9 protein-coding genes and 1 pseudogene are annotated in these 14,613 nt (G+C 41.1%); 7 read left to right on the forward strand and 3 right to left on the reverse strand.

What is annotated here, in order from left to right:
• Positions 1-1,065: 1,065 nt before the first annotated feature.
• Positions 1,066-1,863, reverse strand: a complete 798-nt coding sequence (locus MSVAZ_RS01635) for a 2-amino-3,7-dideoxy-D-threo-hept-6-ulosonate synthase (RefSeq protein ID WP_048123531.1) — start codon at positions 1,861-1,863, stop codon at positions 1,066-1,068.
• A 425-nt stretch (positions 1,864-2,288) separates the two neighbouring features.
• Complete coding sequence (locus tag MSVAZ_RS01640; RefSeq protein WP_048117231.1) at positions 2,289-2,804, reverse strand: deoxyuridine 5'-triphosphate nucleotidohydrolase; 516 nt, start codon at positions 2,802-2,804, stop codon at positions 2,289-2,291.
• 340 nt (positions 2,805-3,144) lie between these two features.
• On the opposite strand from MSVAZ_RS01640, the gene MSVAZ_RS01645 reads away from it, so the two are divergent.
• Positions 3,145-5,256: a DUF2341 domain-containing protein gene (locus tag MSVAZ_RS01645; protein ID WP_048117233.1), complete on the forward strand. Its 2,112-nt coding sequence runs from the start codon at positions 3,145-3,147 to the stop codon at positions 5,254-5,256.
• Positions 5,257-5,415: 159 nt separating this feature from the next.
• Here the strand turns inward: MSVAZ_RS01645 and MSVAZ_RS21915 are convergent.
• Positions 5,416-5,561, reverse strand: a pseudogene (locus MSVAZ_RS21915) (DUF4277 domain-containing protein); the annotation flags it as partial.
• 183 nt (positions 5,562-5,744) lie between these two features.
• Here MSVAZ_RS21915 and MSVAZ_RS01650 point away from each other — a divergent pair.
• From MSVAZ_RS01650 to MSVAZ_RS01675, 6 genes are all read left to right on the forward strand, one after another.
• Positions 5,745-6,344 carry a flavodoxin family protein gene (locus MSVAZ_RS01650; RefSeq protein ID WP_394297484.1) on the forward strand — a complete coding sequence of 200 codons (600 nt, stop codon included), beginning with the start codon at positions 5,745-5,747 and terminating at the stop codon, positions 6,342-6,344.
• Positions 6,345-6,963: 619 nt separating this feature from the next.
• A complete protein-coding gene (gene acnA, locus MSVAZ_RS01655; protein WP_048117238.1) occupies positions 6,964-9,768 on the forward strand; it encodes an aconitate hydratase AcnA in 2,805 nt (934 codons plus the stop codon).
• Between the two features lie 425 nt (positions 9,769-10,193).
• Complete coding sequence (locus tag MSVAZ_RS01660; RefSeq protein WP_048117241.1) at positions 10,194-11,261, forward strand: citrate/2-methylcitrate synthase; 1,068 nt, start codon at positions 10,194-10,196, stop codon at positions 11,259-11,261.
• 190 nt (positions 11,262-11,451) lie between these two features.
• Entirely contained in the window at positions 11,452-12,717 is a 1,266-nt protein-coding gene (locus tag MSVAZ_RS01665) for a UbiD family decarboxylase (protein WP_048117244.1), read from the forward strand.
• A 79-nt stretch (positions 12,718-12,796) separates the two neighbouring features.
• A complete protein-coding gene (locus MSVAZ_RS01670) occupies positions 12,797-14,014 on the forward strand; it encodes an aconitase X (RefSeq protein WP_048117247.1) in 1,218 nt (405 codons plus the stop codon).
• Positions 14,001-14,438 carry a DUF126 domain-containing protein gene (locus MSVAZ_RS01675; protein ID WP_048117250.1) on the forward strand — a complete coding sequence of 146 codons (438 nt, stop codon included), beginning with the start codon at positions 14,001-14,003 and terminating at the stop codon, positions 14,436-14,438. Before MSVAZ_RS01670 ends, MSVAZ_RS01675 begins: the two co-directional genes overlap by 14 nt.
• The last annotated feature ends 175 nt before the right edge of the window (positions 14,439-14,613 follow it).

Genomic DNA, 14,613 nt, shown 5'->3' on the forward strand with positions numbered 1-14,613 from the left:
GGCAACTAAAGGTTTAATGTTATATTCCATTTCAACCACATAATTTCTGCTTTTATTTCTTTAAGAGGAACCCCATAATTTCCACTGGAAACTTCCACGGGTTAATTTTTTTGTTACTATTGATTATTTTACTTTTTTCTTTTTTGTTATAGTTCTATATATTTTTTTAATTTGTTCTTTGAGTTTTAATTTTTATGTGAAAACGGTTCTGTTTACTTTTTTGATGTAATTTTTAAAAATTTTGAAACACTTTTTATCCAGTTATATTTATTATAACCCATCGGCAATTCGCTTACTGTACTCAAATGTTTGTTTTATTATCGCATTCAATCTTATCTTTTTGTTTTCGTTCCTGATAATTTCAGTACCCCCTAATTTCCACTGGAATCTATTGGTTAACAGCCGGGTTTTCATGGAATATATACATACACTTGAGTTTAACTCCGGCTTTTTCAAAAAAACGCAAAAAATATCTCAAAAAGAGTTCATGCCGCTTAAAAAGCACTTTATCTTATTCTGCATTCGTTCACTTATTCTGCATTTGTTCACTTATCATTCGGCATTTTTCTTTTATTGTTCATTCTGTACATAGCATGTGAGATGATTTTAAGGTAATTTGTTCTTAAACTATGTACCTGAGAACTATTTGTTAAAATGTAACTTTTAGGTTTCAATTTAGATAGATATTAGGTTAGCAGCTTTAAAATAGAAAAATGAACGAATTTGAATATTTGAGTAAAGTTTTGGAAAATAACAAGCTACGACTAATTAGTGAGTCCAGAACATGAAATTTAAAGTTTTTAACCGAGGCTTTTTACTTTTAGGAATTTCTTAAGTCTTATTCAAACACCTTATTATATTTATAATGTGTTTCTTCATAATATATAGAAGAAGAGATTAGAAGAAGAAATCTATCTAAAAAATTATAACCCGTTTATTTCCATTGGAAAAAGTGGAACTTACCCCTCTGGCCTTCTTCTTTCGGTATGATTTTAAATTCCACTTTTCCTTTCCAGTTAAACTTTATCTTTTAATTTTTACATCAGTCTTTTTAACCTTCAGGATTTACCTGTTCGACTTTGATATTTCTTCCACACTTACGCCCCCGTGAACAACTTTTGCAATTTTTTGGACAAGGTCTGTTGGGTCACGGGACTGGAAAACATTTCTTCCTATAGCAACACCTCTTCCTCCTGCCTCGAGTGACCCTGCGATCATTTCCAGCAGTTCCTGTTCAGAATCCATTTTTGGACCGCCTGCGATGATTACAGGTACAGGGCATCCTTCAACTACTTCTTTAAAAGTTTCAGGGCTTCCGGTATAATTTGTTTTGATTATATCAGCTCCAAGTTCGGCTCCAATTCGAGCTGCATGTTTTACAACATCCACATCATATTCAGAACGAACCTTTTTTCCGCGTGGGTACATCATCGCAAGAAGAGGAATTCCCCATTCATCGCACTTTCCTGCCACATAGCCTAGCCCCTGCAGCATTTCATACTCGTCTTCAGCCCCGATATTTACATGAACTGATACGGCATCGGCCCCTACTTTTATAGCTTCTTCTACGGTTGTCACCAGAACCTTATGGTTTGGATCAGGAGAAAGAGAAGTTGAAGCTGAAAGATGTATTATAAGGCCCACATCATGTCCGTATCCACGGTGTCCGTACTTTGCAAGCCCCATGTGTCCGAGCACGGCGTTTGCCCCGCCTTCTGCAACCTTGTTTACAGTTTCCTGAAGGTTTTTAAGCCCTTCAATTGGACCTGCACTAACTCCATGGTCCATAGGAATAATAATTGCATTACCGGTACTTCGATTGAATATACGTTCCAGCCTCACGGATTTACCTATAGTGTTCATAGGCTGCATATTTCGAATTAGAGAATATAAACTTTATCAGTATATCTTTAAGGAACCAAATGCCAGGATTTCTCTTGCTTACTTTTCATGACTCAGATTTTCGGAAGGCAGAGACTATAAAGCTTAATCTGCTTTTAAAAATGCACATAATTTGTGAAAAATAACTTAAAAAATTCGGGGAAATATTAAAAAATTAAAAATGTTACTGAAAATTCGAAACGTTAAGAGGGTTAACAAAGGTTACAAAGGTTACAAAGGTTACAAAGGTTAAAACCATTAAAAATATTAAAAAAAGTTTAAACACTTTTTGATGACTTATTTTGGCTCTTCGTTGTTTTGTGTGGATATCCTTATAACGTCCTCATAAAAACCAATGCGGTCTTGAATTGAAAATCATTTTATCCATAGGGAATAGCGAAGAGCCCTTATTTTGTATTTTCGTTCTGATAAATCCCTGAATACCCTTTTTCTACTTCAGTATCCAGAGTATAGAATAAAAGCTGCATAATTCGGGCGTCTTTTTTCAGTCTGAATCCTTCCGTATTATAAACCACCAGCATCGACTCGCTGCGGCCTCTGTATCCTGCATCCCATACCGCGGTTTCAAGGGTAGCTCCGCATCGAATAAGAGTTGAACGTGGCTTTGCAATCGCAGCTAGATTCATGGGAATATTTACAATCTCATTGAAAAGTACCTTGTAAATCCCCTCTGGCAGGTGAATCCAACCATCATTTTCGAATTCAAGAGTTTTTCCATCTGGAAGCTTTCGTTCAGAGTTATCAAAATCCACAGCTCCAGAACCTTCTATTGTTTTCACTTCTTTCAGGGTAAGCTCAAGTCCGTTAGGCTGGATCTGGGTTTCTATATCAACGGCATTTTCAAGCAAAGGAGGCTTTGCCTGTATAAGTTTTCTTAGTTCGGTGCTGGATAGAAGCGTCATCGAAAATGTAATTGCAAAGATTCTTTATTACTGTTTCGGATTTCATTTTATGGTTTTATCCTTTTCTGGATATTATTCTCTTTGATTTCATTTTTATTTCCAGTACTAATATTATTATCTTTATTATATTAAACGAGAATTTATGAAAAGGTTTATTCTTATCAGGTAAATAACCACTACCTATCAAGATATTCATAATCACTAACTCTCAAAACGAACATGATATTCTTCGAATAACATTCACAACCAATGAAAGTGCTTGCAGATGGCAGTATTTTCATGCTAAATATTCAAACTAATGCTCAATCGGTTTTAATAACGAGCTTACGAGAGGCTTTTAATGATAGCAAAAAGATCTACTGTATACGTGATTTCCTTTGTATTTTTCATATTCTTATTAACAGGCTGTGCCCTGGCTGCCACGGGCGGCACGTCGGGTCTTCCCACAGAAAAGAATTCATGGAATTGCTCTAAGGAAATCCTAATTACTGAGAACGCCGGTAAAGACCTGCAAGGATACCCTGTTGCTGTTGTTTTGAACTCTTCGAATTTTAACTTTTCAGAGGCAAAAATTGATGGCTCTGACCTTCGATTTTCCTCAGGAAATAGAACATTCAATTACTGGATTGAAACCTGGGACCCTGAAAACGAGGAAGCTCTTATCTGGGTCAGGCTTCCGTCTCTTTCTGCGAATCAAACCACTAAAATTCTCATGAGATACGATAACTCCGGGGCCGAAGCCGTAAGCAGTGGAGAAAAAACTTTTGACTTTTTTGATGATTTTGAGGGCAATTACCTTAATGAACTGGACTGGAGCGCTGAAAGTGCAGGAGGAGGACTAGTTGAGGTTAAAAATGGGATCTGTAACGTCTCAGCTCCTAAGGTTCATGCCTATGATTCCTCTATGATCTACAGCAAAAAAAATTTTGAGATAAATTCTATGTTTGTAGTCAAAAGGATGAAAGTCACCACGGGTACGGACAATAGAGGGCCTGTGCTGCAGCAGGGTTTCATAGACCATATAGACAGCAAAAAAAACGAAATCAAGCATGAGACCGAGCTTGCAAACGAAAGCCGAGTGAACCTGGAAACGATTTACAGGAAACAAAAAAAGAACCTCTATGATCTTACTGATGTCAATGTTCCTGAAAGAGAATGGTATGTCTCGGGAATTGCCTGGTATGAAGAGAACAATACTCGCAAAATATCCTGGTTTAAAAATGGTGTCCGTGATCCGAGAATGGACTTCGCCTCAAACGATTCCGTAACCAATATCCCAATGCATGTTTATCTGTATGCTGCTTCTTACAAGGATGCCTCGAAGAATACAGGCTCTATGGCAGTCGATTATGTGCTGGTTCGGAAATTCGTTGGAGCCGAACCCACAGTGAAGATTATTTCAGCTCAGGACGAAAGCAAAGTTTCTTCCGAAAGCGTTTCTGAGAATAACTCTGGGAACTCTTTAGGAGATGATTCAAATGGCACCTCTGAACAGAGTATCTCTGAACAGAGTATCTCTGAAAATAACTCTGACAACGTCTCTGAAGATAACTTTGAATATAGCTTTAAAAGCAGCTCTGAAAACATTTCCGAGCCTCAAATCGCGGCTGGATCCAAACCAAATTCCGAAACTTCCGGAATCAGGCTTTCTTCCCCATACGAGTTCAATTTCTCTGACCTTGTAAATGAACTGAATTCCTCAGGAATAAACACGATTTTCCTCAGCGTAGACAGCGAAGACGTATGGCAATATGAACGTTTTGTGAAAATGGCTCATGAAAAGGGGATTTTCGTACATGCCGTGCTTCTGGAAGACGTAAATTGCACAAAAAAAGGAGCTGATAACCTCTGCCAGAATACTCTGGACACAGTACTTGATTATAATGAAAAATCCCTTGCTCCCTTTGATGGGATTGATATCGACGTAAACTCTTCTGGCTGGGAAAGTTCTGAAGAAAACGCAATCGATTACAGGACACTGTTTGAAACAGCCGATAAAGAGGCTAAAGAAAACGTATCCATCTCAGCAAGCCTTCCGCTTAATTATACTGCGTCTCAAATCAAGGAAATCGCTCCGTTTGTTGATTTCTTTATTATCAAGGCTTATCCCGGCGAAGATAAAGAGCTTAATTCCGTTTCCAACATTGTTGACGCCGTTGCCCTTGAAATGGGAGAGATAAGAGGCGCTGGCTCAAGAGGAATAATAGAAATCTCTGTGGAAGAAGGTTTTAAGGATAAATATTCAATAAGCCAGCTTTTTACCGGCCTGTCAGACTATTATTCCAATGATTCGGCTTTCCTGGGAGTCTCGATTTTCAACTACGATACCTATAAAGGACTGCCTCAAACACAAACAGAAGAGAAGGGGTTCCCAATTCCCGGATTTAACACCCTCGCGGTGATTCTTGCGGGGCTTGGAGCTTTTGCCCTTTTAAAAGAAAAGAAAAGTTAAGAGTCGATCATGAAAGTCAGTAATGTATATTGAAAAGTTACCAGGACTTACGCGGTTTAAATGAAAACTCAATAATTAAACCTTCAACGATCTAAAATATGCCTTTAGCCGCAGCGTCTATTGTGCTTGAGTTTTCACATTCAGTGCGTAAGTCCTAGCGTCATCATTAAGGTATTTTCTCAAGACACCTTTTCCCAGTAACCTTTCAGCGGGTAAGTTTTCAAAAAAAATAAGGATAGGTAAAGACGACGCTCGGCAAACCCCAAATCGTTAATGTACATTACCTTAAGAACATAAGATAATGACTATAAGTCATATTTTTCCTCCTTACCCTATACTTTCTTTGTCTTTCCCCAGAACTTTCATGAAAACTTCTTTGTTTTTTAAAATAAGAGAAACTTTTTTATGCTTACTTATCATTTATACTTTTGTTATACTGTTTGACATTTTAACTTTTTAAACTCTTCAATGGGGGTCTTAACATTAAAATTCTTGGATTGGTGGGTAGTCCTAATATCAATGGGAATACTGCAAAGCTTGTAAATGCAATTCTCGACGGAGCTGCTGAAAACGGTGCCGAAAAAGTAATTTACAATCTAGCTTCTCTAAATATTAAAGGTTGTGACGCCTGCTTCAGATGCAAGGAATCAGGCTGCTGTGCAATAGACGACGACATGCAGGAACTTTACCACGAAATCCAGGCTGCAGACACTATTGTAATCGGCTCTCCTGTTTACATGTGGCAGATGACGGCCCAAACTAAACTCTTAATTGACCGTCTGACAGCCTTTTTAAAACCTGATTTTTCAAGCAGGCTTGATAATAAAAAACTGATCCTTGTTTTTTCCCAGGGCAGTTCAGACAGGGATGCCTTCAAACCGTATTTTGAATACACAGCCGGCCTTCTCTATTATCTCGGCTTTGATGTCCTGGAAACCGTTATTGCGGCTGGCACGGATAATCTTGAAGTCTCATTCAGGCCCAGGCTGCTTGAAAAAGCAAGAGAACTTGGAAAATTGGTTTCAGCTTCTCCTTTTTCTGGTCCTGAGTTTAGAAAAAGCGAGTCAAGCCTGATCCCACTTCTCTGATTTTTTCAGTTTAATCTTTTTTGTTTTTGGCATTTACTTCTTTACACTTTTTTACTCAATTTAAACCTGTTTTACCACTAAAATCCTCTTTTTCGTATTCTCTTCAAATTGTATGGGCAAAAGTAAATTTCATGTATTTACTGAAAATTTAATAATTTTATTAAGTTTAAATAACAACCTCAAACGATAAATTCAACTTTATAACTGTATACTAAAACTGTTGCACATTTTTCGAATTCGGCTCTTCGTTGTTTTGTGTGGATATCCTCATAATATTCTCATAAAAACCAATACGGTCTTGAGTTGAAAATCATCTTATCCATACGGAATAGCGGAGGGCCGAAAATTCTCGATTGAATTTGAAGAGGATATACAATTATTATACTGCTTAATGTATGATTTAGTTAGAGCACAATTTTCGGAGATTCCGGAAAAAATAGAGGACAACACTTCAATTAGAGCAAACTTTTGTATGTAAAAACGGAGTAGTAAACCCGAAGGAATAAAATAGTCTGAAGATAAGATGGGGCTTTCACACAATAAAGAGATACATACGATAAAGAAAATATCTATAATATCATAATTTTAATTTCATATTTTTGCTGGAGGTAAGAAATATATGAGAGAAGGGCCGGACCCATTTGGGGTCAGAGACACTATTGAAACAGCTGCCGGAACAGCTACGATTTACAGATTGGGCAAACTGGAAGAAAAGGGCTATGAAGGAATTTCCCTGCTTCCTTACTCCATAAGGATCCTGCTGGAATCTCTGCTAAGGCATGCAGATACTGAAAAGCATATAATAACTGCTGAGGATGTGGAGGCTCTTGCCCACTGGAGTCCTGAAAATGTAAGTGACAGGGATATTCCGTTCATCCCATCAAGGGTAATAATGCAGGACTTTACAGGCGTTCCGGCTGTAGTAGACCTGGCAGCTCTCCGCTCGGCAATGCAGCGCCTCGGAGGCAATCCCGCAAAAATAAACCCTGTAATTCCTGCCGATCTTGTTATTGACCACTCGGTCCAGGTGGACTCCTACGGCACGGCATATGCCCTAGAGGAAAACGAGAAAAAGGAATTTGAACGCAACACGGAACGTTATTCCGTCCTTCGCTGGGCCCAGAAAGCTTTTGACAATTTCAGAGTCGTGCCCCCTGGAAGGGGAATTATCCATCAGGTGAACCTTGAATATCTGACTCCACTTGTGCACCTTAAAGAGAAAGATGGTGAGTTGTCTGCATTCCCTGATACTCTTGTAGGGACAGACTCCCATACTACAATGATTAACGGAATTGGAGTACTCGGCTGGGGAGTAGGAGGCATAGAAGCCGAAGCCGTAATGCTCGGGCAGCCTTATTATATGCCTGTGCCTCAGGTAGTGGGCTTCAAGCTTTATGGAAAAACTGCACCTGGAGTCACTGCCACCGATCTTGTCCTGACAATTACGAAGATGCTTAGAAAAGAGGGAGTTGTCGGCAAATTCGTGGAATTTTATGGGCCCGGGTTAAATTCACTGAGTCTTCCGGACAGGGCAACGATTTCCAACATGGCCCCTGAGTATGGTGCAACCCTCGGAATTTTCCCGCCTGATACCGAGACGCTTGACTATCTGCGAAGAACTGGCAGGGGTGAAGAGCAGGTTGACCTTGTGAAAAAGTATCTGGAAGCCCAGGGACTTTTCTATTCGCCTCACGAACCTGACCCCGTTTTCAGCACTACTCTGGAACTTGATATGAGCACGGTAAAACCCTGTCTTGCGGGCCCGAAGCGTCCTCAGGACCAGCTTTTCTTGAGTGAGGTGCCTGAAAATTACCGTGAAACTATGCAGCAGACCTTTATCCGAAAGAAAGAGTCAGGGCTTGAACTTTCCCAGGACCCTGCTTACCAGCGCTGGACAGAAGACGGAGGGAAACCTTTAGAGGGGCCTGAAATTCTCGGCGCCGAAGAGGAAATAAAGAAATCTTCGGAAAAGGCTTTCAGGGTAACACATGGCTCTGTAGTGATTGCAGCAATTACTTCCTGTACCAATACCTCAAACCCTTCAGTTTTAATAGGGGCCGGGCTGCTCGCCAAAAAGGCTGTAGAAAAGGGCCTTCATGTCAAACCTTTTGTAAAAACAAGCCTTTCCCCAGGCTCAAGAGTAGCTACGGAATATTTGAGAACTGCAGGACTTTTGCCCTATCTCGAAGCACTTGGTTTCCACCAGGTTGGTTATGGTTGTACAACCTGTATTGGAAACAGTGGGCCTTTACCTGAAAAAGTTTCAAACGAAATTAAGGAAAATGACCTTACTGTCGCAGCCGTACTCAGTGGAAACCGAAACTTCGAAGGGCGGATTAACCCGCTTGTCAGAGCAAACTTCCTTGCTTCTCCGCCTCTTGTTGTGGCCTATGCAATCGCAGGTACCGTGAACATCAACCTTGAAACCGATCCTCTTGCTTATGATCCCAACGGACGTCCTGTTTACCTCAAGGAAATCTGGCCTGCAGAAGAGGAAATAAGGGACGCTGAAAAGAACAGCATCAAACCTTCAATGTTCGAAAAAGAATACTCGAGTGCTCTGGAGGGTCCCAAACGCTGGAAAGAGCTGGAAGCCCCGACAGGGACCCTCTATGATTGGAACTCTATGTCCACATATATTCAGGAACCACCCTATTTCATGGACTTTCCGCCTGCTCCACCTTCGCCTGCGGATATAAAGAATGCAAGAGTTCTGGCTCTTTTTGGAGACAGTATTACCACGGATCACATCTCTCCTGCAGGGGACATTCCTTCAGATAGTCCTGCAGGCAGGTACCTGATTTCCTGGGGTGTGAGCCCTGAAGATTTCAATTCTTATGGGTCCAGGAGGGGTAACCATGAGGTGATGATGCGTGGAACCTTCGGGAATATTCGGCTCAGGAACAGGCTCGTGGACAGAGAAGGAGGATGGACCGTATACCATTCCCGAAAAGAAGACTTCCCCGAGGACACTTGCGAAGGAATCCCAATTTATGATGCATCTATGCTTTATGCAGAAAATAACATTCCTCTTATCGTTCTCGCAGGAAAGGAATACGGGACAGGCAGTTCCAGGGACTGGGCAGCAAAAGGTACGTTCCTGCTTGGAGTTAAAGCAGTTATTGCCGAGTCTTTCGAGCGTATTCACAGAAGTAACCTTGTCGGCATGGGAGTTCTTCCATTGCAATTTAAAGAAGGTGAGAATGCCGATATCCTGGGCCTCACAGGAAAGGAAAGCTATGATATTCTGGGCATTGAATACATGGAACCCCACGGAAATCTCACTGTAAGTGCAAAGGACGAAAATGGTAATGAAGTGCAGTTTCAGGTAACTTTGAGGCTGGATTCTGCTGTGGAAGTTGAGTATTACCTGAACGGCGGAATTTTGCATAAGTTCTTGCGGGATTCAGTGAAGAAAAAATAACAGGTTAGAAATGCCGGAATTAAATAAAGAATCTTTTTGAGACGGTTTCGCAAGCTTTACATAAAGCTTCCTGCTTTTTTGAAACCTTTTTCTTTTCCAGGATCGGAAAGAGATTTATAAAGAGTTTTTTAATTTTACAGGCATTTTTAAGGAAAACTTTATTCTGAAATGAGCACATTTCATTTTTAATGTAACTTAGAGGTTTAAGGCCGTAGCAGCCTTAATATTAAAAAAATAATTATAATGGTACTGAAATATAATTTCAACAAATTTAATATACTTATTCAACGATAATAGGAATGCATTGTCACCCTATTTTTGGGTCTTTTAAGACCCTTTGCGTTAAATTTTCCACATATAAGTAGAGGATTCCCCAAACTTCAAAGTTTTTTGAAAATCCTCTTGGCATAACTGTGAGGTATAAAATGAGTAAAAATATCTGTTTCATTGATGGGTTAGAAGGCATTCTGAAATACAGGGAGATAGACATTAACAAGCTGGTTGATCTCCCCTATGATGCCGTTTCCTATCTGCTTATCCTCGGAGATCTCCCCGGAGATCAGGAACTTGCCGAGTATTCAGCCTGCCTGCATGGGGAGCGTGAAGTCAACAGGGAGGTGATAGACATTATCCATATGTGCAATTTCAACATTGAAGCTATAGAAGCGCTGCGTACAATCGTTTCTTTTATATCACAGTTCGATCCGGACATCAACGACAGCTCTCCTGAAGGAAATAAGAGAAAAGCCATAAGGTTAATTGCCAAGATACCAACCATAGTTGCTGCGTATTATAGAATCGCAAACGGGAACCAACCTGTTTCTCCTGATCCGTCCCTATCCCATGGAGCTAACTTTCTGTATATGTTAAGAGGAAACAAACCAACTCAATTGGAAGCTGAGGTCATGGAAAAAGACTTCATCCTCAGCGCCGAACACGAACTAAATGCCTCTACTTTTTCGTCAAGAGTTACCGCCTCTACTCTTTCAGACCTCTATTCTGCTGTTGTTTCCGGGCTTTGCACTCTTAAAGGTCCTCTGCATGGGGGAGCAAGGGCAGAAGTCACAGCCATGATCGAAGAGATCACTTGCCCCGAAAACGCGGAGAGTTATGTCCTTGATAAGCTGAGTAAAAAAGAAAAAATTATGGGCTTTGGACATAGGGTTTACAAAACTTACGATCCTAGAGGCACGATATTCAAGCAGCTTGCTAAACAACTCGCAGAAGCAAAAGGGGATATGCACTGGTACAATATTGCTGAAGTAGTAGAAAACACTGTTGTCCGCGAACTCGTAGAAAAGAAAGGAAAGCCAATTTATCCGAACGTTGATTTTTACTCGGGAGTTATTTACAAGTATATGGATATCCCCCCTCAACTTGCAACATCAATCTTCGCAATCGGCAGGGTGTCAGGCTGGATAGCTCACTGCTTTGACCAGTACGAGAAGAAAAGGATTATAAGGCCCAGGGCTTTCGTGCTTGACGAATGCTAAGATGACCTTTTCAGGCTTTTTTAAAAAGGTTCCCACCACTGCTACGGATTTTCGATCAAACCTTTTTTGAAAAGGTTTGTGGTCAAGCTTTTTTTAAAAAGTCTTGCAGGCAAGTTTTTTACAAGTTATTCTTAAAAACTTGTCAGATAATCTTTTTATCATCTGACAGCTTTCTGATATCCAGATACCCATGAGTTTTAGAACTTTTATCAACCAGTTAAAAGAAAATGGAAAACTGGTAGAAATATTCCAATCTGTGTCTCCGAGATTTGAAGCTTCAAAAATTGCAAAAAACACAAAAACTCCCGTTCTCTTCCATGATATTTCAGGTTCAAAAGTCATAATGAACCTGCTGGGGTCAAGGGATGAACTTGCCTCCATGCTCGGAGTCCCTAAAGAAGAGATTATAAAGAAGCTTTCGGAAGTTTCTCCTGAAGGGGAAGTGAAGCTGGTGTCAGAATCTCCAACGCTTGAGGTTATAGAAGACCAGGTAGATCTGACAAAACTTCCTATCCTCACGCATTTTGAAAAAGATGGAGCTCCCTATATAACTGCAGGAATTGTGGTTTCCGAATACGGAGGTACGATTAATGCTTCTATCCACCGGCTTATGCTAGCAGGAAAAGATAAACTTGCAGCCCGGCTGGTTCCTCCAAGGCATACCTATCTCCTGCATAAAAAAGCCGCCGAAAAAGGCGAACCTCTGCCTGTTGCAATCGTGCTTGGTTGCGACCCTACAATTATTTACGCGACTTCGACAAGGGTTCCTGTAGGAAAAGAATTTGAATACGCAGCCGCCCTTAGAGTTGCTCCAATTGAGCTTTTTGAGTGCGCAAACGGGGTAAAAGTTCCTCATGCGGAGATTGTGCTTGAAGGGTATATTGATCCTGTAGAGAGGATTGATGAAGGGCCTTTTGTAGACATAACCGGAACCTACGATGTGGTAAGAAAAGAACCTGTTATCCATATTACCCGAGTCATCCATAGAAAAGACCCGATTTATCACGGAATTCTGCCAGCCGGTCCTGAACATCTTCTGATGATGGGAGTGCCTTACGAGCCAAGGATTTACAGATCTGTAGGGGAGGTTACGACGGTCAAGAACGTGGTATTGACCGAAGGAGGATGCTGTTATCTCCATGCAGTTGTTCAGATTGAGAAGCAGACTGAAGGGGACGGGAAAAACGCTATCATGGCGGCCTTTGCAGCTCATACGAGCCTTAAGCACGTGGTAGTTGTGGACGAAGATATAAATATTTTTGATCCGAATGATGTCGAATTTGCAATTGCTACCAGGGTAAAAGGGGATATGGACATTTTGATTATCCCCAATGTTCGGGGAAGTTCCCTTGACCCACGAGGAGCTCCTGATGGAACGACCACAAAAGTGGGAATTGATGCTACAAAAGTGCTCGTAGAAAAGGAAAATTTTGAAAGGGCAGCAATTCCTGAATAATTCCTGAATAATTCCTGAATAATTCCTGAATAATAAGTAAAAATTATTTTAAGCATCTGTAATTATCGAGTGAATTTCAATGTATCTTACAAAAGAAGAAGAGCAAATCCTGAATGGAGACGCCGGAGAGACTCTCAGGCAAGCTATTGAAATCCTGGTGGCCCTTGGGGATATTTACGGTGCAGATGGGCTTATTCCCATCAAAAGTGCCCAGATTGCAGGAGTTTCTTACAAAACTATGGGCGATGCGGGTCTTGAATGGATTTCAGACCTGCAGGGGAAGGTTAAGGTTCCTGCGATTCTAAACCCTGCCGGGATGGATCTGCAAGACTGGAAAAGGCTCAGGATCTCGCCCGAGTTTGCGGAAAAACAAAAATTGATTGTCCAGGCATACGAAAAACTGGGAATTCGGTGTGAATGCACATGTACGCCTTATAATCTCGAGGGTTTTGATGTCGGTTACGGTGACCATCTGGCATGGAGCGAATCATCAGCCGTTTCCTATGCAAATTCCGTACTCGGGGCCAGAACAAACCGGGAAGGTGGGCCGTCAGCCCTTTCTGCTGCACTTCTTGGAAAAACCGCAAACTATGGATTCCATCTGGATGAAAACCGTGTGCCTGAGATTTCATTTGATGTAGAATATCCACTGAAGGGATCGGATTACGGTGCGCTTGGTTATGTAGCTGGGAAACTTGCAGGGAGCAGGGTGCCTGTTTTTCATCTAAGGAGTACTCCGGATGCGGATGAGTTAAAAGCGCTGGGAGCTGCAATGGCAGCGTCAGGAGCAGTTGCCCTTTACCACGTTGAAGGAGTCACGCCTGAGATTCGCAGGGTGGATTTTGAGGAGCCGTCAGAAAAAATAACTATTGAGAAAAGCCAGCTTGAAGAGGTTTATGCGAGCCTGAAAAAAGCCTGCAAGGAGCCTGAATTGATAACCATAGGGTGTCCTCACTGCTCGGCAGCAGAGCTCGAAAAAGCAGCCGAACTCCTGAGAGGAAAAACAGTTTCAAAAGAGTTCTGGATCTTTACCTCAAGGGAACTTGCAAAGCGCTATCCTGAGTATGTCGGGACCATTGAGAAAAGTGGAGCTAAGGTTGTCTGTGACACCTGCATGGTAGTTTCTCCTGCTACCAACAGCTATTCCTGTGTCATGGTGAACTCAGGAAAAGCGCTTGCTTATGTGCCGGGGATGTGCGGAGCTGAAGCCGTATACGGAAGTATGGAGGCCTGTGTCGAGGAAGCAGTAGGCGAAGCATCAAAGAAGGTAGTAAAAAAGGCAGGTGGTTCCCATTAAACTTAAAGGCAGGACGATTTCAAGAGGATGTGCACAGGGGGAAGTACTGCTCTCCAGAGATCCTATTTCATTCCTTGGCAGTGTAGACCCGAAAACCGGGGTTGTAATTGAAGAGAATCATGCCCTTGAAGGAAAATCAATCCAGAATAAAGTTCTTGTTTTTCCACACGGCAAAGGCTCTACAGTTGGCTCGTATGTTATGTATCAACTGAAGAAAAATGGGGTCGCCCCTTCAGCGATAATAAATCTGGAAACCGAGCCCATAGTTGCAGTTGGAGCCATTATTTCCGAAATCCCACTTGTTGATATGCTTGAGAGAAACCCTTACGAAGTATTAAATAATGGAGATCTTGTTCTGGTTAACGGAAGTAAAGGATATATTGAACTTCTCAAGCAGGAAACCATTAAAACTGAAAACGAGTAAAACTGAAAAATAATCATCAAACGAAAAAAGGTTATTTAAGTCCTGAAAGCTGGACAGAAACTGAAAAATAATCATCAAACGAAAAAAGGTTATTTAAGTCCTGAAAGCTGAACAGATAAAGTTGAACTGATCAAATTGAATGGATAAACCCAAAAATTAAGTTTTAAGATGGAAA

This window comes from Methanosarcina vacuolata Z-761 (assembly GCF_000969905.1).
Lineage (GTDB): Archaea > Halobacteriota > Methanosarcinia > Methanosarcinales > Methanosarcinaceae > Methanosarcina > Methanosarcina vacuolata.

Excerpts from the sequence above, each read along its gene's own strand:
- MSVAZ_RS01635 (WP_048123531.1), bottom strand. The coding sequence starts at position 1,863 with ATGAACACTATAGGTAAATCCGTGAGGCTGGAACGTATATTCAATCGA.
- MSVAZ_RS01640 (WP_048117231.1), bottom strand. The coding sequence starts at position 2,804 with ATGACGCTTCTATCCAGCACCGAACTAAGAAAACTTATACAGGCAAAG.
- MSVAZ_RS01645 (WP_048117233.1), top strand. The coding sequence starts at position 3,145 with ATGATAGCAAAAAGATCTACTGTATACGTGATTTCCTTTGTATTTTTC.
- acnA (WP_048117238.1), top strand. The coding sequence starts at position 6,964 with ATGAGAGAAGGGCCGGACCCATTTGGGGTCAGAGACACTATTGAAACA.
- MSVAZ_RS01660 (WP_048117241.1), top strand. The coding sequence starts at position 10,194 with ATGAGTAAAAATATCTGTTTCATTGATGGGTTAGAAGGCATTCTGAAA.
- MSVAZ_RS01665 (WP_048117244.1), top strand. The coding sequence starts at position 11,452 with ATGAGTTTTAGAACTTTTATCAACCAGTTAAAAGAAAATGGAAAACTG.
- MSVAZ_RS01670 (WP_048117247.1), top strand. The coding sequence starts at position 12,797 with ATGTATCTTACAAAAGAAGAAGAGCAAATCCTGAATGGAGACGCCGGA.